The sequence below is a fragment of the Halomonas sp. MMSF_3323 genome (assembly GCF_030733595.1).
GTDB classification, from domain to species: Bacteria; Pseudomonadota; Gammaproteobacteria; order Pseudomonadales; family Halomonadaceae; genus Halomonas; species Halomonas litopenaei.
Genome location: NZ_JASHIT010000010.1, coordinates 21,837 through 43,615, shown reverse-complemented (window position 1 = coordinate 43,615; position 21,779 = coordinate 21,837). Strand labels below are relative to the sequence as shown.

General features: G+C 59.5%; 22 protein-coding genes and 3 pseudogenes. 13 read left to right on the top strand and 12 right to left on the bottom strand.

Annotated features, from left to right (window positions below; translation table 11 throughout):
- Nucleotides 1–8: 8 nt before the first annotated feature.
- The 3 genes from RBB39_RS06825 (at nucleotide 9) to RBB39_RS06815 (ending at nucleotide 1,050) form a co-directional block, all read left to right on the top strand.
- Nucleotides 9–479: a flavodoxin family protein gene (locus tag RBB39_RS06825; protein ID WP_306168955.1), complete on the top strand. Its 471-nt coding sequence runs from the start codon at nucleotides 9–11 to the stop codon at nucleotides 477–479.
- Nucleotides 480–570: 91 nt separating this feature from the next.
- On the top strand, nucleotides 571–819 hold the full coding sequence (gene vapB, locus RBB39_RS06820; RefSeq protein WP_371931863.1) for a type II toxin-antitoxin system VapB family antitoxin: 249 nt from the start codon (nucleotides 571–573) through the stop codon (nucleotides 817–819).
- 18 nt (nucleotides 820–837) lie between these two features.
- Nucleotides 838–1,050 (top strand): hypothetical protein, encoded by a 213-nt coding sequence (locus tag RBB39_RS06815; RefSeq protein ID WP_306168954.1) that lies wholly within the window; start codon nucleotides 838–840, stop codon nucleotides 1,048–1,050.
- Between the two features lie 41 nt (nucleotides 1,051–1,091).
- On the opposite strand, the gene RBB39_RS06810 is transcribed toward RBB39_RS06815, so the two are convergent.
- Together RBB39_RS06810 and merR are read right to left on the bottom strand one after the other, a co-directional pair.
- The gene (locus tag RBB39_RS06810) at nucleotides 1,092–1,403 is read right to left on the bottom strand and encodes an antitoxin Xre/MbcA/ParS toxin-binding domain-containing protein (RefSeq protein WP_306168953.1); all 312 of its coding nucleotides are present in this window, start codon (nucleotides 1,401–1,403) and stop codon (nucleotides 1,092–1,094) included.
- A gap of 148 nt (nucleotides 1,404–1,551) precedes the next feature.
- Nucleotides 1,552–1,959: an Hg(II)-responsive transcriptional regulator gene (gene merR, locus RBB39_RS06805; RefSeq protein WP_306168952.1), complete on the bottom strand. Its 408-nt coding sequence runs from the start codon at nucleotides 1,957–1,959 to the stop codon at nucleotides 1,552–1,554.
- A gap of 71 nt (nucleotides 1,960–2,030) precedes the next feature.
- Here merR and merT point away from each other — a divergent pair, with 71 nt between their 5' ends.
- The 7 genes from merT (at nucleotide 2,031) to RBB39_RS06770 (ending at nucleotide 8,349) form a co-directional block, all read left to right on the top strand.
- Nucleotides 2,031–2,381 carry a mercuric ion transporter MerT gene (gene merT, locus RBB39_RS06800; protein ID WP_306168951.1) on the top strand — a complete coding sequence of 117 codons (351 nt, stop codon included), beginning with the start codon at nucleotides 2,031–2,033 and terminating at the stop codon, nucleotides 2,379–2,381.
- Between the two features lie 12 nt (nucleotides 2,382–2,393).
- Complete coding sequence (gene merP / locus RBB39_RS06795; RefSeq protein WP_306168950.1) at nucleotides 2,394–2,690, top strand: mercury resistance system periplasmic binding protein MerP; 297 nt, start codon at nucleotides 2,394–2,396, stop codon at nucleotides 2,688–2,690.
- Nucleotides 2,691–2,692: 2 nt separating this feature from the next.
- Complete coding sequence (gene merF / locus RBB39_RS06790) at nucleotides 2,693–2,950, top strand: mercury resistance system transport protein MerF (RefSeq protein ID WP_138179092.1); 258 nt, start codon at nucleotides 2,693–2,695, stop codon at nucleotides 2,948–2,950.
- Nucleotides 2,943–4,349: a mercury(II) reductase gene (gene merA, locus RBB39_RS06785; RefSeq protein ID WP_306168949.1), complete on the top strand. Its 1,407-nt coding sequence runs from the start codon at nucleotides 2,943–2,945 to the stop codon at nucleotides 4,347–4,349. The genes merF and merA overlap by 8 nt, the downstream gene beginning before the upstream one ends.
- 100 nt (nucleotides 4,350–4,449) lie before the next feature.
- Nucleotides 4,450–5,118 (top strand): MerR family transcriptional regulator, encoded by a 669-nt coding sequence (locus RBB39_RS06780; RefSeq protein WP_306168948.1) that lies wholly within the window; start codon nucleotides 4,450–4,452, stop codon nucleotides 5,116–5,118.
- A gap of 4 nt (nucleotides 5,119–5,122) precedes the next feature.
- On the top strand, nucleotides 5,123–5,779 hold the full coding sequence (locus RBB39_RS06775; protein ID WP_306168947.1) for a cytochrome c biogenesis protein CcdA: 657 nt from the start codon (nucleotides 5,123–5,125) through the stop codon (nucleotides 5,777–5,779).
- A 131-nt stretch (nucleotides 5,780–5,910) separates the two neighbouring features.
- The gene (locus RBB39_RS06770) at nucleotides 5,911–8,349 is read left to right on the top strand and encodes a cation-translocating P-type ATPase (protein ID WP_306168946.1); all 2,439 of its coding nucleotides are present in this window, start codon (nucleotides 5,911–5,913) and stop codon (nucleotides 8,347–8,349) included.
- A 152-nt stretch (nucleotides 8,350–8,501) separates the two neighbouring features.
- Here the strand turns inward: RBB39_RS06770 and RBB39_RS06765 are convergent, their stop codons facing one another.
- The 10 genes and pseudogenes from RBB39_RS06765 to RBB39_RS06720 all read right to left on the bottom strand — a co-directional run bounded on the left by RBB39_RS06765 (nucleotide 8,502) and on the right by RBB39_RS06720 (nucleotide 17,507).
- Nucleotides 8,502–9,116: a recombinase family protein gene (locus RBB39_RS06765; RefSeq protein WP_306168945.1), complete on the bottom strand. Its 615-nt coding sequence runs from the start codon at nucleotides 9,114–9,116 to the stop codon at nucleotides 8,502–8,504.
- 70 nt (nucleotides 9,117–9,186) lie between these two features.
- Complete coding sequence (locus tag RBB39_RS06760; RefSeq protein WP_306168944.1) at nucleotides 9,187–9,936, bottom strand: methyltransferase domain-containing protein; 750 nt, start codon at nucleotides 9,934–9,936, stop codon at nucleotides 9,187–9,189.
- A gap of 54 nt (nucleotides 9,937–9,990) precedes the next feature.
- Nucleotides 9,991–10,242, bottom strand: coding sequence for an SHOCT domain-containing protein (locus RBB39_RS06755; RefSeq protein WP_306168943.1), 252 nt, complete (start codon nucleotides 10,240–10,242; stop codon nucleotides 9,991–9,993).
- A 19-nt stretch (nucleotides 10,243–10,261) separates the two neighbouring features.
- Nucleotides 10,262–10,777, bottom strand: a complete 516-nt coding sequence (locus RBB39_RS06750; protein ID WP_306168942.1) for a hypothetical protein — start codon at nucleotides 10,775–10,777, stop codon at nucleotides 10,262–10,264.
- A 142-nt stretch (nucleotides 10,778–10,919) separates the two neighbouring features.
- Nucleotides 10,920–11,540 carry a class I SAM-dependent methyltransferase gene (locus RBB39_RS06745; protein WP_306168941.1) on the bottom strand — a complete coding sequence of 207 codons (621 nt, stop codon included), beginning with the start codon at nucleotides 11,538–11,540 and terminating at the stop codon, nucleotides 10,920–10,922.
- Between the two features lie 278 nt (nucleotides 11,541–11,818).
- Nucleotides 11,819–13,036 (bottom strand): TniQ family protein, encoded by a 1,218-nt coding sequence (locus RBB39_RS06740; RefSeq protein ID WP_306168940.1) that lies wholly within the window; start codon nucleotides 13,034–13,036, stop codon nucleotides 11,819–11,821.
- A pseudogene (locus RBB39_RS06735) lies at nucleotides 13,033–13,955 on the bottom strand (TniB family NTP-binding protein). Before RBB39_RS06735 ends, RBB39_RS06740 begins: the two are co-directional and overlap by 4 nt.
- A 2-nt stretch (nucleotides 13,956–13,957) precedes the next feature.
- Nucleotides 13,958–15,637: pseudogene (locus RBB39_RS06730) on the bottom strand (Mu transposase C-terminal domain-containing protein).
- Nucleotides 15,638–15,857: 220 nt separating this feature from the next.
- Nucleotides 15,858–16,625: a hypothetical protein gene (locus RBB39_RS06725; RefSeq protein ID WP_306168939.1), complete on the bottom strand. Its 768-nt coding sequence runs from the start codon at nucleotides 16,623–16,625 to the stop codon at nucleotides 15,858–15,860.
- A 6-nt stretch (nucleotides 16,626–16,631) separates the two neighbouring features.
- Entirely contained in the window at nucleotides 16,632–17,507 is an 876-nt protein-coding gene (locus tag RBB39_RS06720; protein ID WP_306168938.1) for a YafY family protein, read from the bottom strand.
- Between the two features lie 98 nt (nucleotides 17,508–17,605).
- On the opposite strand from RBB39_RS06720, the gene RBB39_RS06715 reads away from it, so the two are divergent.
- From RBB39_RS06715 to RBB39_RS06705, 3 genes and pseudogenes are all read left to right on the top strand, one after another.
- Complete coding sequence (locus RBB39_RS06715) at nucleotides 17,606–18,790, top strand: metallohydrolase (protein ID WP_306168937.1); 1,185 nt, start codon at nucleotides 17,606–17,608, stop codon at nucleotides 18,788–18,790.
- The gene (locus RBB39_RS06710) at nucleotides 18,787–21,048 is read left to right on the top strand and encodes a ThiF family adenylyltransferase (RefSeq protein ID WP_306168936.1); all 2,262 of its coding nucleotides are present in this window, start codon (nucleotides 18,787–18,789) and stop codon (nucleotides 21,046–21,048) included. The genes RBB39_RS06715 and RBB39_RS06710 overlap by 4 nt, the downstream gene beginning before the upstream one ends.
- Before the next feature lie 194 nt (nucleotides 21,049–21,242).
- A pseudogene (locus tag RBB39_RS06705) lies at nucleotides 21,243–21,485 on the top strand (flavodoxin family protein); the annotation flags it as partial.
- Between the last annotated feature and the right edge of the window lie 294 nt (nucleotides 21,486–21,779).

Here is a 21,779-nt window from a genome sequence, read left to right as displayed (position 1 = left end):
AGTTGATTATGACCAAACGCAAGACATTACTACTGATTGCGCACGCGCCATCTGAAAATACAAAAAAACTGGTCAATGCAGTCATCAAAGGAGCTACGCATCCTGATGTAACTGACATTGATCTTGTTTGCCGCTCACCTCTTGATACTCAATCTGAGGATATAATCTCTGCTCAAGCCGTAATCATTGGAACAACGGAAAACCTGGGCTATATGGCGGGCTTGATTAAAGACGTATTCGACCGTTGTTACTACCCGTGCCTAGATAAGACTCAGGGCATGCCATTTACTTTTTATGTTCGTGCCGGTCACGATGGCACTGGAACACGCAGGGCAATTGAGTCAATCACTACAGGGTTACGCTGGAAGTTGGTTCAAGAACCTTTGATATGCAGAGGAGAGTTTCAGCCAGAATTCATTGATCAGTGCGAAGAGCTCGGTTTATCCATGGCCGCCAGCCTAGATGCCGGTATAATATGAATACCGATGACTTACACCTTAGCTCAGGGTCTCGAGCAATTAATCACCCGGGGACCGACACCTATCCCGCAGTGACCCTGAGGTTTAGCAGATGGAAACCGTACCTATTTACAATATGGGTAAGGGCCAAGCTGTTTGCCTGCCCGCTGACATAGCCTATGAAAGAGCGGAAAGGCTGAAAATCTCTCGGGATGGGGACATGATCATCCTACGCCCTGTTCGCCCATCCTGGGCTTCCTTCCCAGAGCTACAAAAGGTTGATGACGAGTTTCTTCAAGAGCGCCCCGTGATCATTGGCAATGGAAGGAAAGGGAACAATCTTCATCCCGGCATTTCCTAAAGCCCTAGGAATGCCCCCATGGCAGAACCAAGCACGACTGAAAAACATGCAACGGCAGTGCTGGATGAAGCCGAGCGGGTTTGCAGCTCCAAGGCTCAGGCCTGCCATTGGTTTCACAATGAACCGATTGACGTATTCGTTCACCTGACTGCCGAACAGCTGATGAGCGCTGGGCGCGCCGACGATCTGCTGTGCTATCTGCAATCACTGGAAGCAGGCCCAGCCGGCTAAAGGCGTCACGAATTCACAGCCATGCCATCGTCAGGCTCGGATCAGGTGTAAACCCCATGCTCTATCCTGGCTATCAGGTCGAGCACCTGCTGAGGGTCTGCTTGCATGACATCGATGGGCCGCTTCCATCCAAGGCCTATTGCCTCGTGATGTAACCACCGGTCTGCCGCTGTTCGATCACCCTCAAACAGCTCGATAGCCGCCCGCCAGACTGCGATTGCGATGTGCTCTTCTGGCTCATCAGTGCCGAGCATTGCCCAATCCTTCTCTTCTGCAGCTGGCTCCAGCGGGGCCTCATTCTTGATGACGCTCCCCCGTAGCCGTTCATGCGGCCTATCGCGTCGATTCGTCATCTCAGCCTCCATCGGGTAACCGAGAAATGGACCTTTTCTATACATAGAAAGATTTACGCGATTTCTTTACGGAAAACCAGCCCCGCAGAGCGCCCTGGATGTCAGTTTCAGAAGCTGGCAGCACCACATCGACGAGCCTCTGCATGACCTACCAGTCATGCAGGGCAGCGATCAACGGGCACGACACCTTCCCTTGATGCACATGGCATTCATCGACCAGCCGGGATAAGGCGACCTCGACGCGGGTCAGATCAGCCAGCCGGGCGCGCACGTCGTCAAGCCGCTGTGACGCCAGTTCCGCCGCCTCGCTGCAATGAGCACCATCCTCCAGAGCCAGTAGCTGCCCGATCTCGTCCAGGCTGAATCCCAGCCGCTGCGCCGCTTTCACGAATTTCACGCGCGCCACGTCGGCGCTGCCATAGCGCCGGATGCCGCCAGGAGGGCGCTCCGGCGTCGGCAACAACCCCCTGTGCTGATAGAAGCGGATCGTTTCCACATTGACCCCGGCCGCTTGGGCAAAGGTGCCGATGGTCAGATTTTCCGGTGCCTCATTCATCGAACTTGACTCTGTAGTTGACTACGGAAGTAACGTTAGCGTATCGGCCAAGAATTCAGAAGGACAACCTAATGACGGAATCCAAGAACGGTCGTGGTGCCCTGGCAGCCGGTGGCCTCGCTGCGATCCTGGCCTCGACCTGCTGTCTCGGGCCGCTCGTGCTGGTCGCACTGGGCTTCTCGGGCGCTTGGATCGGCAACCTCACCGCACTGGAGCCTTACCGACCGCTGTTTATTGGCGCGGCACTCGTGGCGTTGTTTTTCGCCTGGCGCCGAATCTACCGGCCTGCCACCGCTTGTAAGCCAGGCGAAACCTGCGCGATGCCAAAGGTTCGCACGACGTATAAAGCCATCTTCTGGATCGTCGCTGCCTTGGTGCTGATCGCGCTGCTGTTTCCTTACCTCCTGCCCCTGTTCTATTAAGAGGAGATCGCCATGAAACGACTCGCTGCCTGTATTGCGCTTTCCGCGACGCTCGCCACGTCGGCTTGGGCCGCCCCGCAGACCGTGACGTTGTCGGTGCCGGGCATGACCTGCGCCGCCTGCCCGATCACCGTCAAGGCCGCCCTCAACAAGGTAGACGGCGTCTCGCAAGTCGATGTGAGCTACCCGGATCGTGAGGCGGTGGTCACCTTCGACGATTCACGAACGTCCGTCGAAGCATTGACCGAAGCCACCACCAACGCCGGCTACCCCTCATCCCCGACACCCTCGGAAGCGGATCGGGAGTGACCATGAAGAACCCCAAGACCCTGCTGCGCGCGAGCGTGATTGGCACCGTCCTGGTGGCGCTGTGCTGCTTTACACCCATCCTGGTGATCCTGCTTGGCACCGTTGGCCTGGCGGCACTGACCGGCTACCTGGACGTGGTACTGCTTCCTGCTCTGGCCTTCTTCATCGGCCTGACCCTCTATGCGCTATGGCGCAAGAAGCAATACGACGCCTGTGGTGACAACACCTCTAAAGATTCAAGGAATTCCCCTCATGAGTGATGACATGAACCTGCACATCGTCGTGATCGGCAGCGGCGGCGCGGCCATGGCAGCCGCGCTGAAGGCGGCCGAGCGCGGCGCCCGCATCACCCTGATCGAACGCGGTACCCTCGGCGGCACCTGCGTCAACACTGGTTGCGTGCCCTCGAAGATCCTGATCCGCGCCGCGCATGTCACCCATCTGCGCCGGGAAAGCCCCTTCGATGCCGGCCTGAGCAGCCAAGCGCCGGTGGTAGATCGGGCCAAGCTGCTCGAGCAGCAACAGCGGCGTGTCGAGGAACTGCGCGATGCCAAGTATGAAGGCATACTCCGCGACCACCCGGCCATCACGGTCCTGAAGGGGGAGGCGCGGTTCGTCGATGCCCATAGCCTGACGGTCACGCTAAATGAGGGCGGCGAGCAGACCGTCCGCTTCGATCGCGCCTTCATCGGCACCGGCGCCCGTCCGGCAGAGCCGCCGATCCCGGGGCTGGCCGACACCCCCTACCTGACCTCCACCAGCGCGCTGGCACTGGACACCCTTCCCGAACGGCTGATCGTGATCGGGGCCTCGGTGGTGGCCTTGGAACTGGCCCAGGCATTCGCCCGGCTAGGCAGCCGGGTCACGGTGCTGGCCCGCAACCGCCTGCTCTCCCAGGAAGATCCGGCGGTGGGTGACGCGGTAGAGGCGGCGTTTCGCCGCGAGGGCATCGAGGTATTCACGAAGACCCAGGCGAGCCGCGTGGACTATACCGAAGACGAGTTCGTGCTGGACACCAACGCCGGCACTTTGCGGGCGGATCAACTGCTGGTGGCCACCGGACGGACACCCAATACCGAGGCCCTGAACCTGGCGAGCATCGGCGTGGAAACCGCACGCGGGGCGATTCTGGTGGATGAGCACCTGCAAACCACGGTACCGGGCATCTACGCCGCCGGTGACTGCACCGATCAGCCGGAGTTCGTCTATGTCGCCGCCGCCGGGGGCAGTCGGGCCGCCGTCAACATGACCGGGGGCAAGGCCACCCTGGACCTCAGCGCCATGCCGGCGGTGATCTTCACCGACCCCCAGGTCGCCACCGTCGGCCTGACGGAAGCCGAGGCACTCGAGCAGGGCTTTGACGTGGAGACCCGTGTGCTCGATCTGGAGAACGTGCCCCGGGCGCTGGTGAACTTCGACACCGGTGGTTTCATCAAGATGGTGGCCGAACGCGATACGGGACGGTTGCTGGGCGTGCAGGCGGTGGCAGGGGACGCCGGCGAGCTGATCCAGACCGCCGTGATGGCGCTACGCGCCCGCATGATGGTGCAGGCCATCGGCGACGAATTGTTCCCCTACCTGACCATGGTGGAAGGCCTCAAGCTCTGCGCCCAGACCTTCACCAAGGACGTGAAGCAGTTGTCCTGCTGTGCGGGATGAGCAACATGCCTAGCTGTGATCTCTCGGTAGGTATCTGCCCCTTGCCCCCGTACCATGATACGGCCAGTAAACTCTTTTCGCAGACTGCGCAGGTGCCGACATGAGTGACATGACCATCGGCAAAGTGGCTCAAGCGGTGGGCGTCGGGGTCGAGACGATTCGCTTCTATGAGCGACGCGGGCTCATCGAACAGCCGCCTCGTCCAGCAGCGGGAGGATATCGCGTCTATTCGGATGAGACGGTGCAGCGGGTGCAGTTTATTCGCCGCGCCCAGGAGCTCGGTTTCTCCCTGCGCGAGATCGCCGAGCTGCTCTCGCTGCGTACCGACCACGACACCGATGCCGGAGAGGTTCGGCAGCGAGCCACCGCCAAACTCCAGGATGTGGACCGCAAGATCGAGCGGCTCCAGCATATTCGCCGAGGGCTGATGACGCTGCTCGACCGTTGTCCCGGAGAAGGCCCCTTGCGGTGCTGCTCCATCATCGAGGCCCTGGAGCATGACAGGGTACTGAACGGCGAGACAGCCAAGCGACAGGAGCCTGATATGCAGACAGTACGACTCGCGATCGAGGGCATGCACTGCGATGGTTGCGCGGAGATCGTCCGCCACGTTCTCGAACAACAGGCGGGGGTCAAGGGGTGCTCGGTCTCCCATGAGAACGGCGAGGCCAAGGTGGCCGTCGACACCGGTCAGACCTCCGGTGAGCGGCTCGCCGAAGCGGTGCGCAGCGCAGGGTATTCGGCAAGTCTCGTGACAGCGGCTGGCTAGCGTCTTGGAGTTTGCCACGGCCTTGCCGCTGGCCGCCGGACTCGGGTTGCTGGGCTTTGTCGAGCCCTGTTCGGTCGGCAGCCACCTGCTGTTCATCCGCCATCTCGAGCGCCTGCCTCTTCGGATGCAGGCCATCCAGACGCTGCTGTTCACCCTGACCCGGGCCGCGCTGATGGCCGGGCTGGGGGTGCTCGCGGCACTGATCGGCAGTGCGTTCACGGGGCTACAGCATGGTCTCTGGGCCGTGCTGGGAAGCCTCTATGTGGGCGTGGGGCTGTTGTACCTCGGTGGAGGCACGCCCTGGCTACTGGCCCACCTGAACCGCCTCCTGCCACGCCTCTCCGGTACTCCGGGCAGCCTGGGACTGGGCGTGCTGTTCGGCTTGAATGTGCCGGCCTGTGCCGCCCCTCTGCTGGCGGTGCTGCTCGGTGATACGGCCGCGCGGGCCGCGGCCGGTGGGGGCATCATCTTCGGCGCCACCACCCTGCTGGTGTTCGGCCTGGCGCTCTCCAGCCCCCTGGTGCTGGCTGTCTATACTGCCCGTGGCCGGCGTTGGCTCGAGGCCCTCGCGCGACTCGCCGGACGCATGCCGCGTTGGACGGGTGCCGTACTGGTGGGGCTGGGGGCCTGGACCCTGTGGTTGGCCTTCTCCTGGACGTGAGGGCTTGACCGGCGCCACCTCTGCTGTGCCTCTGTACCGTTCCCCATTGCTCCCCATCGGCGCTTGACCCCGTAGCAAAGTACGGCCCCTATCCTTGACGCATGACCTCATTTTCACCAAGAGGGCAGGCGATGCGTACGGCAGCGACAGCCACGACGGAGGCAGGCCTCCCACCCTGGCGCCTGGAAGCCACCGGGGAGCCGGAGATCCAGCGGGTGAGGGCCCATATCGGCGGACTGCACTGCTCGCTGTGCACCGGTACCATCGAGCGCGCCCTGGGACAGAAAGCGGGCGTACGCCGCGTGGCGGTCAGCCTTACTCACGAACAAGCCCTGGTGGAATACGACACGCGCGAGAATAGCGCCGAGACGCTGATGGGCACCCTGCAGGCCATCGGCTACACCCTCAGCGACCCTCGCAAGATCGAACCCTATGCTCACCAGGAGCGCGAGCTGGCCCGTGAACGCAACCGCTTCCTGGTGGCGCTGGCCGCCAGTCTGGCGGCGGTGGGCCTGATCGTCGATCCCACCTCGCCCTGGACCCTGGGGCTCTCCACCCTGGTCTATGTCAGCCTGGTGACCTTCGGCTATGCCGTCCTTCGCGGCCAGGGCACCCGAGCCGCCCTGGGCGGTAGCGCGCTGTTGGCCCTGGGTGGGTTGATCCTGTTCGCGCTACGCGCCGGAAGCCTGCTGGCGGGCCAGGAGGCGATCCTGGTCGCGATCCTGGCGGTGGCCATGGTGTTCGGGATCGCCCGGCAGATGCTGCTCATGGCCTATCAGGCGCTACGCCGGGGCATTCTCAATCAACACGTACTCGTGGAAATCGGGGCCTTCGCGGGCCTTGTCGGCGGCGGTATCGGCTTGATGCTGAGGCCCGACGGCTACCCCACCGCCGCCTTCTTCGCCGTCTCGGTCATGGTGCTGACCTACCACCTGTTCTCCGAGTGGCTCTCGCTGATCGTCAAGACCCGCAGTTCCCAGTCGGTGCGCCGCCTGCTCGACCTGCAGCCGGAGACCGCCCACGTCACCGGTGAGGGTGGCGAACGTGACCTGCCGGTGGCGCAGGTGGACACCGGCATGCGGGTGCGTATTCGCCCCGGCGAGCGTATCCCGGTGGACGGCGAGGTCATCGATGGCGACTCGGCCGTGGATCAGTCCCTGGTCACCGGCGAACCCCTGCCAATCGAGAAGACGGTAGGCGATGCGGTGGTCGGCGGCGCCATCAATGGCAGCGGCACGCTGGTGGTGCGGGTGACGGCCACCGGCGAGGCGAGCTTCCTGCAGCAGGTGGTCCGCAGCCTGGAAGATGCCCGGGCACTCAAGCCGGGCCTGCTGCATCTGGTGGACCGGGTGCTGCGGGTCTATACCCCCACGGTGCTGATCGTCTCAGCACTGGCCTTCGGGTTTTGGATGAGTGCGCCGCTGCTCTGGGGCGCCGCACCCGACCTGGAACGGGCCGTGTTCGCCGCCCTGACCGTGCTGGTGATGGGCTATCCCTGCGCGGTGGGCATCTCCGCGCCACTCTCCATCGTGCGGGGCGCCGGCGAAGCGGCCGACCAGGGGGTGCTGATGCGCACCGGCGAGTCCTTCCAAGCCCTGCGTCGCGTCACCACCGTGGTGTTCGACAAGACCGGCACCCTGACCGAGGGCCGCCCCGCGGTACGTGGCGTGACCAGTGTCGATGGCGACGACGACACCCTGTTGTCGCTGGCCGCCGCGGTCGAGTCCGCCTCGGAACATCCCCTGGGTCGTGCCGTGGTCGAAGCGGCCTTGTCACGGGACCTGGCAATCCCCGACGTGGCCGAGTTTCAGGCACATTCCGGCCGAGGCGTCACCGCTCGGGTGGACGACGAACCGGTATGGGTCGGCAGCCCGGCCTTCCTCGTCGAGCAGGGCATCGATCTGGCACCGGTGAGCGATGGCATCGAGACCGCCGAGCATCAAGGCCAGACCGTTATCGTCGTCGCCTGTGCCGAACGGTTACTGGGGATCATCGCCCTGGGCGATGGCCTGCGGGCCGATGCCGCGGAGACCGTGCAGCAGTTGCGTGGGCTGGGCATCCGTACCGCCCTAATGACCGGCGACAACGAACGCACCGCCCGGCATATCGCCAAACTAGTGGGCATCGACACCGTCCACGCCGGCGTACTGCCGGAACAGAAAGCCGACTTGTTGCGGAAGATGCAGCACGAAGGGCGGGTGGCCATGGTCGGCGACGGCATCAACGACGCCCCAGCCCTAATGCAGGCGGATGTGGGCATCGCCATGGGCAGCGGCACCGATATCGCCATCGACGCCGCCGACATCATCATCCTCAACGCACAGGTGAGCAGCGTGGTCACCGCCAGGCGGATCAGCCGCTGGGGGTATCGCAAGATGCTGCAGAACGTCTCGCTGGCGTTCCTGTTCAATGGCATCGGCATCCCGCTGGCGTCCACCGGCCTGATCTACCCCGTGTGGGCCATGGTGGCCATGGCCGCCAGCGTGACCGCCATCTTCATCAATTCCCTGTGGCAGCGGCCAGCACTGCTGTTCGATGCCGTGGCCAGCGTGCGCTCGAATGGGCCGTGAAGCCCTGTCCCAGCTACCCGCCCAGGAGCCCCTCAAGCGGGCTGGGCAGAACAACACATCCATAACGAGGCATACCATCATGACACGCACGATTCACGCGTTACTGCTGACACTAGCGACCAGTTGCCTGTGCCATTGCGTCCGATCTCTCGTCAGGTACGTGCGAGCAGCTTCTCTCCATCGGGACGCAATTCGCCCTTAGGCGAAATGTGCCGGTACAAGGTTTGCCGCGTGATGCCGAGTTCCTGGCAGAGATCACTCACCTTGGTTTCAGGTTTCCCCATCGCCGCCATCGCCAGGCGTAGCTTGGCGGCTGTCATCTTGAAGGGACGACCGCCATGCCGCCCGCGCGCTCGCGCTGACGCCAAGCCAGCCTGTGTACGTTCGGAAATTAGTTCACGCTCGAATTCCGATAAAGCGGCAAAGATCCCGAACACCAGCTTGCCCGCCGCGGTCGTCGTGTCGATAGCCGCGCCGTGGCCGGTCAGGACCTTCAGGCCCACGCCGCGGCCGGTGAGCTCGTGCACAGTGTTGATCAGGTGATGGAGGTCACGCCCGAGTCGATCCAGCTTCCACACCACCAGCGTGTCTTCCGGGCGAAGTGCCTTGAGGCAGTTCGCCAGACCGGGGCGGTCTTCTCGCTTGCCGGAGGCCTGGTCTTCATAAATGTGCGTCGGGTCGATACCCGCTTCTATCAGCGCATCGCGCTGGAGGTGGGTGGCTTGAGAACCATCTGCTTTCGACACCCGCATGTAGCCAATGAGCATATGTTGTCCGTCACATAAATGATCGTCTTGGAAACACAAGGAGTTTTTGCTCAATAAGAATGTCCGGGGCTCAGGGCTTCAGAGCCCGGAAACAAGCGCCGATTGTGGTCGCAGCGGTTCGATAGCCCGTAAACGAGACGAACTCAACCTGCCGGAATCCGGCATCTTCAAGCATTTTGAGGTAACTGTCTGGCTCGACAGTACCCGCCACACAATCAGCCCATGACGCGCTACGAGCGCTGACAGCAGATTCGACACTGGCATCTTTAACCATATCAGCAAACTGAAGCCGCCCACCCGGTCGGAGGATGCGAAAAATCTCGTTAAATACGCATGCTTTATCTGATAACAAATTGATGGAAGCATTGGATATGACAACATCTATAGAGGCGTCTTCCAGCAGAACAGAGGCTATATCGCCCGCATAAATCGCCACGTTGCTCAGGCCGGTAAGCCTCACGTTATCTTTGGCTTTTACTACCATTGCCGGTGTGAAATCGATGCCAATTGCCTGGCCCTCATCGCCCACGAGCAGAGCGGCGATGCAAAGGTCAACACCTGCTCCGCAACCAAGATCAACGACAGTTTCACCTCGCCGGATGGGTCCCAGAAGAAACGGATTGCCCACGGCTGCCGCCGACGCCCATACCGCGTCAGGCAATCTTTCCAGCCATGCGGGGTCATAGTCTAGCGTGCGCGCATTCTCCTTGCCTTTTCCCCAGCCGAAATCTTTTTCTGGGTGCAGAGCCAACTCTGTATAAAGAGCTTGTACTTCTTTGGCGCCACCTGTTTGAATTTCGTCTGGGTCTGCTGAGGTCATTGAACCAATCCCCTTAACGTTTAGCCTGCTACGAATGGTGGCATATGAAATCCTTCAATCCGAAAGTAAACGCTTCTTCTCTTCAAACTCGTCCTTATCGATCTCTCCTTTCGCAAAGCGTTCCTTGAGGATATCGAGCGCCGCCTTAGATGGCTGCCGGTTGTCGTGAAACGGCTGCCATGAGCCCCCGCCCAACCAACGGACGAGCAGGATCACAACCGTGACGACTGTTGCAAGCACCAGAATCATCATGATCGGGCCGAAAATCATTCCGTACCAGGGCATCATTTCCCATCCTTGTGGCATAGCGCCTCTCCTTCAATATTCATTGTTTCTTACTTTCCCCAATGGCCTGAATTTTCGAGAGTACCTTGCCACTGTTGGTCATGTGGGCTACGAGGTAAACGGCGCTCTCCTCGCTGATATTCAACGCTTTAGCGAGCCCCGCCGCATCGGTTTCCCCGCCTTCTTCGAGATGCCGGAGCGCCTCTTCCTCCAGAGTCTCCAGCCATTCCGTGAAAAGGTTTTGTAGCTCGGGTGTAGCGAAGGCGGCCATGTCAGTCGTCCGCTTGATGGCGGTCAGCATCTCCGAACACATGCCCATGCACATCTGCATCATCGGGGGCATCTGCGCGCCACTTTCCTGACCTTGGCCCATTTGCGCCATCATCTTCTGCATCATTGCCATAGGGCTCGGCCCGCCCTTGCCCATCTGGCCCATCATCTTCTTCGCCATGCCCATACCCATTTCCATGGGGCCGGAGGCGCTGCTACTTCCCTGAGCTTTTTCAGTGGAATTTTCCTTATCGGGTTTACCCGTGTCTTTCTCATCTTCAGTCATAACGTTCTCCTTGCGATTCAGGCCACGTGCTGGAAGTAAAACGCTCCAATGAGCGTCTTCATCGCTTTGGCATTTCAAATTTTCGCCTCGAAATCCTCCTTTTCTTCCTCGGACATTCCGGCACAGCTGTTGCTGCGTTAAATTATGGTTTTTGAAATATTACTCCGTAGTGGTAGGGCGGAAGCTCAACCAGGTCAGTCAACTGGAACCCTGCCGGTTCGACAACCGCCCGGGCCTGCTCCGGCGACATGCGCATTTCGGTTTTGGGACCGCGCGGCTTATCCAGCACAGTGGTTTGCTCACGGGCGACCTGGTGCCAGTTGACAATGGCGAAGCGCCCGCCCGCCTTAAGCACCCGCCATACGGCCTGCGCCAATGCGGTCTTGTCCGGAACGCCATGGAACGTATTGGCAATCAAGACATAATCGATCTCGTGAGGGACCAACCCAGCAATGTCCCGCGCGTCGGCGCAAAGCCACTCAGCAACGGATGCGCCCCGCCGCTCAACCTCTGAACGGGCCTGGTTCAGCATCTCGGGGTCGATGTCGAGGGCATAAACGTTGCCGTTTACCAGCTCAGCCAAGGGTGCTGTAAAGTAGCCGTCGCCACAACACAGATCCACAACCGTCATTCCGGCCTCTATCCCGAGGGTCCGAACAATGCCGTCAGGGTCGGGCCATAGAGCCGACCACCATGCGTTGTCCGGCATTGCCGTGGCCGGGAAGAACTCCTTCTGTAACTCCCTAGGCTTATTCATTTCCATGTCCCGTCGATATCGGCCTTGATGAGGGTCAACGATGTCTCATATTTTTTTTGTATGAGCTATGACACATAAGAGTAGTTGCACATATCAAAAGCTGCTCGGCGAGCCGAACCGGTCGCGCATCCTCTACAGCCTCGGACTTGAGTGTCGTCCCGTAATGGGCGTGGTTCAGGCGACGGGCATGAGCCAGACTGATGTTTCGTGTAACCAATCAGCATGTTACACCTGTCACATATACGATCGATTATGTGACAGTTTGCGCCGGAAAGCGCTGGCCGTCAAAATTTGTCACTTAACCAGTCACTTATTTTACGACATGCAAAGGGCCCGTCGGGCTCATAATGTGACAGGAATTCCGACGGAATGCCCTCCTTGGTAAACTCGTCGCGCAGACGTTCCAGGGATTCGGGGTCTCGCTTCCCATAGGCTGCCAGCGCGAACAGTGAGCGGGCTGTCTCGGGGTTGTACCGCGCTTCGGCGATTGCTTCGTTGATTGCCTTGACCATCTCCTGCCAGTCGTGGATGGGCTCCTGCTTTCGCTCCTTTGCGGGCAGGCCGTTGGTGAACCCGGTTTGCGGCTCCAACCAGAATAGCGTTGCCTGCTCTCCGGGTGGGCTTATCACCCTCGTCTCGATCAAGTCGATGGCCGTTGCCGCCGCTTCCAGCATCTGCAACCGCACTGCCGGGTCCAGGGTTTCATACGGTCGCCATAGACGTTGTCCAGCGCGCAGCGGATATCCGCAGCCTTCCCAGACATGGCGGATATATCCCGCGTAGGTCCCGCACATCGAGAGCGGGGTGTTCAGCTCATCGAGCAGCGTGCGTAGCATCCGAAACCAGAGGCCGGCGTGGATGCGCCGGCGCGGCAGCTTAACGTAGCCCGTTGTCATCGCCTGCCAGGTGCGCCGGTCCATCGCCGTCATCGCTTCGCTGGCTGCGCGAGGTGAAGGGTCGGTGTTCTCCCACCTGAGAAACCGCCCAGGTACTCCCCAATAGGACTCCAGCCAGCAGCCATGCAGCGGGCAGCTCAGCATCAGGGGCAGCTTCCAGGCGAGCAATATGGCTTGTTCCGCCGGATCGTTCAGGCAGAGCGGGCAGGCCCGGTCAACCGGCTGACTGGATAGCCAGGCCCGCCAACGTGCGACTGTTCTGATGTTACGTTTGTGTCTCGGTAGCAGCACCGAGCACTGGAACGCATAGGTTTCCAGGGCAGCTGGAATCTGGTCGTCGAGGCTGTCCAGCAGCCACGGCACCCAACCGGCCACGCTCATGCAGCGCAGGCGGTCCAGCTCGATGCCGCTGCGCTGGGAGAGCACCGTCAGCAACGACAGCGGTGGCGCGGTATCCAGGTCATCGACCTGACCGTGACCGAGATCGTGTGCCAGCAGGTCGCGCACCTCCATCTGATAGCAAGCGGCGATACGCTGAAGCCAGGACGATAGCGCCTCGCCTTCCTTGGGGGCCGGATGCAGCGGCCAGCGTGGCGCCGGTCTCACATCAGCTCCCGCTCGAACTGGCGGCGCCGCTCGCTGGGGCCGATGTAATCGGCCATGCTGAGCGTGCGATGGCTGATGGCCTCCTCGCCGCTCTCCACGGCGGCGACCGCTGCCGCCATCAGCAGGTGCGCCAGTTCGCCGATGGTGCCCTCACAGCGGGTGAGCAGGTAGCGGGCCATGTCCGGCGTGGCAATCGGGGAGTGCCGCCGTAGCGGGAGCGACGCGGCGAAGCTGGCCAGGAGTGAGCAGCAAGCGTCGTCGGCCTCCCACAACGGCAGCATCATGGGCTCGAACCGGTTCTCCAACTGGTCGTCCGAGCGGATGGCCAGGTAGGCGTCGCGCGTGCCGACCCCGACCAGCGGAATGCGCAGCTCGTTGCCGAGGAAGCGCAGCAGATTGAGGAATTCCCGCCGGTTCACGCTGTTGCCAGCCAGGACGTTGTGCAGCTCGTCAATCACCAGTAGGCGCACGCCGACCTTGCGCAGCAATCCCAACGCCAGTTGCTCCATTTCCGGCAAGCGTGGGCGCGGGCGCAGTGGCGCGCCCATTGCGGCAAGCAGCGCCACGTAGAAGCGGATCACCGACGGTTCCGACGGCATCTGCACGACCAGTACCGGCATGTGCTCCTGGTCGGCGTCGGCGCTGGCCGGATGCGCACGCCGGAATTTCTCGATGATCATCGACTTGCCGTTGTTGGTCGGGCCCACCAGCAGCAGATTGGGCATGCGCTGCTTGCTCGGCCACGCATACAGGGTGTCCAGCCGGTTCAATGTCTCGACCGCGTGCGGATAGCCGATCCAGCGGTCGGCGCGAATGCGCTGGATGCGCTCGTCCGCCGGCAGCCGGCAGCCGGCAGCCGGGCCAATCTCTGCGCCGCCGGCAGCAGATGGGACAAGTCGATGAAGGGATATTCGTCCACGGCTACCATTCCTCGATCTGGTCGAACGGCCTGGCCGGCGGTTGGCTCCCCGTCGGCGAGTCAACCAGGTCCGTGTCCGGCAGAGCGGGCTTGCCAGGTGGAGCCGACGCCTTGAGATGACGGCGACGATCCGCATCGCGCCGCGCCTTGCGGGTGGTCTGCTGCGCGGTGGTCACGATGTCACGCATCTGCTCGATCATGCGAAACAGTGATGACTCGTCTACCTGTTCGCGTCCTAGCTGACGCAGCCGCGCCAACGCCTGGCGTTGCTCCCAGAGCGTGACGGCCGGATGGGACAGGGTGCGGTAGGGGATTTCCAGGTAGTGCTGGCCTTCCGGCTCCAATACCCAGATGCGGCTGATGTCGCGCGGGTCGCGCCGGATCAGGAAGGCGGGCAAGCGGTCGCGCCGCGCAATCCACGGCTTGAGCGCGTCGGCATAGTAGTGAATGTGGTCGATGACGAAGCCGGTTCGCGTCAGCGTGCGGCGGATCACCGGCAGGAAATCGACCAGAAACGCCGTAGAGCGGGTGACGATGGCCGGTGTGCCGACACGCGTCACCGCCTCGGCCCAGCACGCGGCCGGCGGCTGGAGCAGGCTGTTATGCACCGAGCCGTGATAGGTGCCGACCGCCAATGCGAGTCAGCGCTTCAGCTCGCGCAGCGTCAGGACGGCCTTGTTCTCGGCGTCGTACTCCCCGCGCTGGCCGGGATTGGAGAAGGTCGTCCCCGGCAGCTCGTCATGGATCATCTGCATCGCCGTGCCGATGACCCGCTCCACGATGCCGCCGTAGTGCGGCTGCCTGGGCGGGCGGTAGTCCAGCTGGATGCCATGCTGCTCGCAGCCTCGGCACAGGGCCTCGCTCTTGAACTCGGCCGCGTTATCCAGATAGAGCCGCTTGGGCTTACCGCTCATCGGCCAGTCCATCTCCACGTCCAGCCCCTCCAGCCAGGGACGCTTGTCGCAGGCGACATGCGCGAGGCACAGGCCGACCGAGACGGCGGATGGGGCTTCCAGCGTGACCACCATGCCGAGCACACAGCGGGTGAAGGCGTCGATAGCGATGGTCAGGTACGGACGGCCAACCGGTTATCGGTCGCGCTCGTCCACGACGACCAGGTCGATGACCGTGTGGTCGATCTGCACTTATTCCAACGGCGCGGTCACGGCGGGTGGCACGCCGCCGGCACCTTGCAGGCCGCGGGACGCCTCCTGACCTTCTCGGCTGCGCACGGCTCTCATCGGGTCGAGGTCGGCGATCCGCCGAGCCACGGTATTGCGCGCCGGTACCCGAAGCTGTTGCGCTTTGCACGCCTGTGCGACCTCGCGGTGGAACGCCGCCAGGCTGCGCTTTTGCTTGATCAGGAAGCGCTTTTGCAGCAGCTCGCGGATGATGCGTTCGACCGGTTCCGGGAGACGCCCCTTGCCTTTCCCGCCGCCGGATCGGCCGGGAGCCAGGTCCGTCAGGAGACCAGTGCCTTGCCGGGCACGGTGGATCAGGACATACACCTGTCGCCGGGACAGGCCCAGCGCTTGAGCGGCGGCGTCAGCAGCCTCATGCCCCACCACCACTAGCGCTGCCAGTGGTCCGATGATGTCAGTTCGGCGCCGGGCCTGGGCCCAGGCTTCATCGGATAGGGTGGCCACGCCTTGCTCGGCAATCGGTGTTGAGTCTGACGCCATGCCCCGACTCGCCTGTGGTGCATAGGAGTACTGAGCATAGTCGAGGTGGGTGAAGGCGACTGCTGATACCGGGCTGTCAGGGGCCGCTTTCACACCTGGCGTTGTACCCCGTCACTTGGTGCAGTCGTCTTCTGAAAATGACAAGAAGGCCAGCGGTTGGAACTATGATTGAAGGAAAGCGCCATGAGGCACCCTTCTGGCGCTTTCCTTGCTTGTCTTGCTATTTATCTTTCAATTCTACAGTGGGCAATGATGGAAGGCATTCCAGCAATCTCTCTGCATAAGCGAAGCCGATGCGCCTAACTGCTGCTCGATTAAAGTAGAAGATCCATGCGAAAAGCATTAAAGCTGAGACAAGTAGCGTCAGACCTCCAGCCAATCCAGGGTCCGCAATGTTGGTTGGGAAAACATAAGGAGGTGAAATCTTCAAGACATTGGAAATCATCAAGCCAAACCCGATGCCAATAAGACAAAAGAGCACTCCTATAGGCTTCATTCCAAGCATATTCCGATGAAACCCATAGGAGATGTTTTCTGAAAGTAAAAGCGGGTTGTTCTTGCGTGTTAGCTCGCGGATCTGCCGGGTTGCTCCGATATATATCTCATCGGCGTTTGAGGGATCCTTTTCCTCCTCTTCTGCAGTGGGCATATCTATACCAAGCTTGGTTGATATCGCTTCGTGGTACCTATTCTTACTGATTCTGTCTAAAAATGTATCTCGATGGCGAAGAACAATAGTTGTAGGCATTCCCCCCCATTCCTTAACCAATGTTCCTTCGAGGTGTTTTCCTCGGCCTCTTGCCACATTTGCTAGTGCAAAAATGGCGCCGCAGCCTCCCAATAGGCCAACAACGGCCGTAATAGTAGGATGCTCGGGCCCATAGATGACCAGAAGAGGAATGAGCAAAGGCAACACTGACAGTAGCCCGGGGACTGCTCGTGCCTTGCGATCGTACGGATCTTTGATAAGTTCAAACAGGGTTGACATAAACCTCTATCCTGTTATGGCAGCATCAATATAGGGCTGAATCTCAAACCGGTTTTTCAGCACGATCTGCTGAGCTTGCGGGTCAAGAGGGTCCTGACTGTGCAGCCCCAAGCGTCGTAAAGTGTAAAAAAGGAATGCCTGCCGGCAATCTAGGTCAACCTGACCATTCTCCATGCCATAGTCGAGCTCAATAACTTTCCGATTGGCCTCAGGCAAAAGCGGATTTGGCACTAGTTTTAATGTCACGACTGTGTGCCACTGTTCGTCTGTGCATGATTTAATGTCACTCGGCCGGGCGTCTCCTATGTGCAAAATGCGGGCTAATACGAAATCTCCAAAGCGTTGCCGCTTGTGGCAGTAAGCTCGCACATGCCAGCGAAAGCCGTCGTAGCCCAGCGCATGTGGTGACAACCAGCGCTCGGAAGGCTCTGAAGAACTCATGGACTGATAGCGAACCTCAATGGCTTGCTTACCACGGATAGCTTTGGCCATGGCCTCGACGGTTTGCTCATCGATAGTGCGCCAAGGGCTCGGCGCTAGATCCATTTCAGGGGCAGTGCCTATGAAGCTGGAGGAGGCCTCCATGACACCCATTTTCGTCGTGAGTAATTCTGCCAAGAAGCGCTTGGCTGAACTCCGCGTGTACAAAGGGCGGAAATCCTGAGTTGATATGTAAGTCTTTGACCTACGGTCATAAAGCAGATTTTTGGGGGCAAGCTCTGAGTATTTCGCTATGTCAAGGGATGCCTGCGGAGTCGAGAGTCCAAAGTACTCAGTCAGATCCGTTCGGTTGATCCTTCCTTCCCAGCGCAAGCGGAAGTCGATGAACTGGAGGCGTCGCTCAAGTCCCCAGCTCATGCCCTTGGGCTCGGTGTGTGTCACGTTCGAATCCTCTGTCCGTATAGAAACTTGACGGGTATAAAAAATATGCGTATAGTGATTATACGCGATAAGCTCGATTCCGTCCAGAGGTGCCTGTCATGCCCACTACGCTCACCTTCTTCCCTGTCGGCAACGGCGACATGACGCTCATCAAATTCGGTGATGGTGTAGCCACCACCCTGATGATCGATGTGAACATTCGTCAGGATGCCGATGACCCCAATGGAGACGCCCATGATGTCGCCCGTGATCTGCGTGAGCGACTGAAAAGAGATGATAAGGGGAGGCCGTACGTAGATGCCTTCCTGCTCAGCCACCCGGATGAGGATCACTGCCGGGGGATAACCCGACATTTTCACCTTGGCCCGCTTGACGAGTACCCTGATGACGACGAGGACGATCAGGACAAAAGAATCGTCATCCGTGAAATTTGGTCCTCGCCTATCGTGTTCCGTCGCAAGAAGAAGGACTCACCGAACCTATGCCCCGACGCCGAGGCCTTTGCCAAGGAGGCTCGGCGACGCGTATCGGTAAACCGCAAGCAGGCTTTCATCGTGGGTGAAGGCGACCGCATTCTGATCTTGGGTGAGGATGTCGAGGGCAAGACCGATGATTTAGGCAGTATCCTCATTAAGGTCGACGAACGCTTCTCCCGCATCAATGGGAAAGAATCGAGCTATTTTTCCGGCTTGTTGCTCGCTCCGCTGGAAGTTAAGGATGAGGAGTCTGAGGAAGACTCCCTGGCCAAGAACCGTTCCAGCACCATTATCAATTTCACATTGGCTGCCGATGCGTCGACACCCGACGGTGCCAACTTCGTGACGGGGGGAGATGCCGAAGTGTTTATTTGGAATCGGCTCTGGGAGCACTATGAGAGCGAGGCCGAAGCACTCAGCTATGACCTGCTCCAAGCGCCTCACCATTGTTCTTGGCACTCACTGTCCCACGATAGCTGGTCCGACGATGGGGAGGATGCCGAGGTCGACGAGGGCGCTCGCAACGCGCTATCGCAGGCCCGTGATGGCGCTATCATCGTTGCCAGTTGCAACCCCATCGAAGACGATGACAATGACCCGCCTTGCATCCGTGCAAAGCGCGAGTACCAGGACATCTTGAAGGACGGTTCCGGTGACTTTTACTGCACTGGCGATGATCCAAATTCTACTTTGGTATTTACTGTGACTGCCGACGGCATTCAGCCACCATCAAAGAAGGAGAGTGGCAGTAAGGCCGCAGCCGTGATCTCTTCGGCGCGGACCCCAATGCCACACGGGGCATCATGAACGTCTCTCAACCCATTGCAGACGCTGTATACCGACTGAAGCGACACGACGGTGTGCTGAAGGTAGGCGAGCCCGATGCCTCTGACGAGATAACGCGCGTCTGTATTGATGTGCAAGTACCCTTACCAAGCCGCTCCAAGCGTGCGGGTGTGTCTTCGACCGGTGTCCAAGAAGTCGAAACCTGCTGGATCGTATTCGGTCATGACTACCCGCTATCAGCACCGTGGTTGTTACTGCGTGAGGATTTTCCACTCGATCTACCCCATATCAACCCTCACCAGCCTGACGAGCCGGTATCCCCCTGCGTGTTCGAGGGAGCACTGGATGAGTTGCTGCACCGCTTTGGTCTTGACGCCATAATTGACCAATTGATCGACTGGCTATCCAAGGCTGCGGCTGGTACTCTGCTTGATCTAGAGCATGGATGGGAACCTACCCGTCGGGATAGATGCCCCTCTACTATCGTCTACAGTGCCGAAAGGGTTGCCAATGTAATACCTTCTGATGGTTCAGTTCTCACGATTGGCTGCCGCTATGTCACCGTGGAAGGTAGTCTCTTCGCGATATTTGATGACAGTTTGACCCCACAAGCTGAACCAGCCTTCAACCAAACTTTGTGCGAAAATAACCGCGAGAAATGGAGTCGCGGGAATACAGTGGCATTCATCGCCGGAGCACCGTTTGTTGATGGTAAGCCTCAGGTTTTCAAGCATTACCAGCCAGAGACTGCGTGCGATCTTCCGACTTTACTTACGCGCGCTGCCGAACTGGGTATTGACTATGATGCACTCGAGCAGTCGCTGATTGAGTATTATCGGCGTTCGATCATGGGGATAGAGCAAGATCCACGCACCTGGCAACATGGTCTTTATGTTATCGTCCTCTTGGCGGTGCAGCGACCTGTTTCTCTAGTCGGATCTCCTGGGCGTAGTCTTGAACTTCTACCCTATGTGGTTCGTTATGATATTGATTCGCAGAATCTCCTTGAGCGTACCACTACAGTCCATTCCGCCTTTCACGCCCATTCTTTGTCTCCCGCACTGCTCGCACTCACCTCTGGAATTCCACACGAACCAACCACTAAGCAATTGGTGATGGTTGGTTGCGGAAGCCTGGGATCAAAGATTGCATTGCATTTAGCACGGGCTGGGTTTGGCAATATGACGCTGATCGACAACGAGTCCTTATCTCCCCACAACATCGCACGTCATGCAATCATCGATGGGGATTTAGCCGTTGTACCACCCAAAAAGACAGAACAAATGAAGGCGGCACTAGAGCAGCTTTCCCATGATCAGATTGCTGCCCACTATGAAGATGCTGTGAAAGTATTCGTTGACGCAGAGATATTCGGCCAAGTCATACCGAACGGTGCTCCACTCATCATCGAGACTACTGCATCACTCAAGGTACTTGCGGCGGAATCACGGTCTGCACCACTTGATATGACAGAGGGGCGTCTTGTACGAGTAGCAATGTATGGGCAAGGCCGTAGTGTGGTCGCCCTTCTTGAAGGTCCGGGGCGTGAAAGTCGCGTTGATGACCTGGCAGCATACCTATTCGAGTGCTGCCGGAATAATGCCGCCTTGCGAGATACAATTGCTGGTAATACTAGTGAGCCCACGGAGCTATTTGTTGGCGAAAACTGTCGCTCCCTGACAACACCTATGTCAGATGCCACTGTATCACGCGCCTCCTCAATTGCTGCACTGCAACTGGAGCGCTGGTTAATCGACGGCCTGCCGGACACCGCTATGCTCTGCACTGGTATATCGTCAGAAGGTGATCTGGGGATGACGTGGAACCAGCTGGAGCTTGGACCGACCAAGGTAATCAATGTCGTCGATGAAGGTGGTTGGCAAGTACGTATATTGCGTCCTGTTGTACAAACGATCCATGACGACTCTCGACGCTGGATGCCATGTGAAACAGGTGGCGCACTGGTTGGCTATATTGCTTACGAAAGCCGCACCATCATTATCGCAGGGCTAGTGGATGCTCCACGCGACAGCGTACGCGAGTCCGCACGCTTCATTCTCGGCACTGATAGGTTGGTTGAGAAATTGCGTGGCGCACATCAAGCCTCTCTTGGTTATCTGTCATTTATTGGCACTTGGCATAGCCACCCTAGGGGAGGAAAGCATTCAGGGATCGATCGCGAGACACTGCACAGAATTGCCGAAGATGCTGGTGGGTTGCCAGCGGTATCACTTGTATGGACGCCAACAGAACTTCTTTGTGCCATAGACCGATGGTAATGCTTGATTCCCACAGGATAGTGTCACCAAGAGGCAAGGAACCAAAATTCGTCACCTAAATGATGCATAAAGAGATCTTTCAGAAAATGTTGGAAGAAAAGTGTTGCCTAAAAATATTGTTAACCGATTGTTTAAATTCATATTTATAGCTGGCAGCAACATATAACCCATATTTCATATTCGTATAAGGCCCGTTCGATCGTAGCTACTACCCCGGGCTGGAACACACCCAGGGGTTGCCCTGCGTGCTGTACATCCGCGCGGGTCACGACGGCACCGGCACGCAGCGGGCGGTGGAAGGCATCGTCACCGGTCTGCGCTGGAAATGGGTCCAGGCGCCACTGGTATTAAGGGGTGAATGGCAGGACGACTTCACCGACCAAGTGGAGGAACTCGCCATGACCCTGGCGGCGGGGCTTGATGCGGGGATCGTGTAATCCGGGGGCGGGAAGCATGAAGCTTCCATCTCCAGAAGCAGCGCTAGTTCAGGTAGCGTGTATCACCCTCCAGAGCCGAGAAGCCCCGCTACCGAGCCGCCGTCTGGTCAGCGCCTTGGCGCCATGCTCTGCCGGAGAAGACGTTCGAATAGACCTGACGTCGCGATCGACTCGCCGTCCCCTTGCTTGCCGCGGCGAACGGAAATGTCGCCAAGACCTCGTAACTATGCACCATCACATCGCCAATGGCGTATTAGATAGGTCGCATAAAGCCTCGGCATTGCCAGGCCAAGA

What these genes read in the sequence shown, in the direction of transcription:
- RBB39_RS06825 (WP_306168955.1), top strand. Translation starts at nt 9, where the DNA reads ATGACCAAACGCAAGACATTACTACTGATTGCGCACGCGCCATCTGAA.
- vapB (WP_371931863.1), top strand. Translation starts at nt 571, where the DNA reads ATGGAAACCGTACCTATTTACAATATGGGTAAGGGCCAAGCTGTTTGC.
- RBB39_RS06815 (WP_306168954.1), top strand. Translation starts at nt 838, where the DNA reads ATGGCAGAACCAAGCACGACTGAAAAACATGCAACGGCAGTGCTGGAT.
- RBB39_RS06810 (WP_306168953.1), bottom strand. Translation starts at nt 1,403, where the DNA reads ATGACGAATCGACGCGATAGGCCGCATGAACGGCTACGGGGGAGCGTC.
- merR (WP_306168952.1), bottom strand. Translation starts at nt 1,959, where the DNA reads ATGAATGAGGCACCGGAAAATCTGACCATCGGCACCTTTGCCCAAGCG.
- merT (WP_306168951.1), top strand. Translation starts at nt 2,031, where the DNA reads ATGACGGAATCCAAGAACGGTCGTGGTGCCCTGGCAGCCGGTGGCCTC.
- merP (WP_306168950.1), top strand. Translation starts at nt 2,394, where the DNA reads ATGAAACGACTCGCTGCCTGTATTGCGCTTTCCGCGACGCTCGCCACG.
- merF (WP_138179092.1), top strand. Translation starts at nt 2,693, where the DNA reads ATGAAGAACCCCAAGACCCTGCTGCGCGCGAGCGTGATTGGCACCGTC.
- merA (WP_306168949.1), top strand. Translation starts at nt 2,943, where the DNA reads ATGAGTGATGACATGAACCTGCACATCGTCGTGATCGGCAGCGGCGGC.
- RBB39_RS06780 (WP_306168948.1), top strand. Translation starts at nt 4,450, where the DNA reads ATGAGTGACATGACCATCGGCAAAGTGGCTCAAGCGGTGGGCGTCGGG.
- RBB39_RS06770 (WP_306168946.1), top strand. Translation starts at nt 5,911, where the DNA reads ATGCGTACGGCAGCGACAGCCACGACGGAGGCAGGCCTCCCACCCTGG.
- RBB39_RS06765 (WP_306168945.1), bottom strand. Translation starts at nt 9,116, where the DNA reads ATGCTCATTGGCTACATGCGGGTGTCGAAAGCAGATGGTTCTCAAGCC.
- RBB39_RS06760 (WP_306168944.1), bottom strand. Translation starts at nt 9,936, where the DNA reads ATGACCTCAGCAGACCCAGACGAAATTCAAACAGGTGGCGCCAAAGAA.
- RBB39_RS06755 (WP_306168943.1), bottom strand. Translation starts at nt 10,242, where the DNA reads ATGCCACAAGGATGGGAAATGATGCCCTGGTACGGAATGATTTTCGGC.
- RBB39_RS06750 (WP_306168942.1), bottom strand. Translation starts at nt 10,777, where the DNA reads ATGACTGAAGATGAGAAAGACACGGGTAAACCCGATAAGGAAAATTCC.
- RBB39_RS06745 (WP_306168941.1), bottom strand. Translation starts at nt 11,540, where the DNA reads ATGGAAATGAATAAGCCTAGGGAGTTACAGAAGGAGTTCTTCCCGGCC.
- RBB39_RS06725 (WP_306168939.1), bottom strand. Translation starts at nt 16,625, where the DNA reads ATGTCAACCCTGTTTGAACTTATCAAAGATCCGTACGATCGCAAGGCA.
- RBB39_RS06715 (WP_306168937.1), top strand. Translation starts at nt 17,606, where the DNA reads ATGCCCACTACGCTCACCTTCTTCCCTGTCGGCAACGGCGACATGACG.
- RBB39_RS06710 (WP_306168936.1), top strand. Translation starts at nt 18,787, where the DNA reads ATGAACGTCTCTCAACCCATTGCAGACGCTGTATACCGACTGAAGCGA.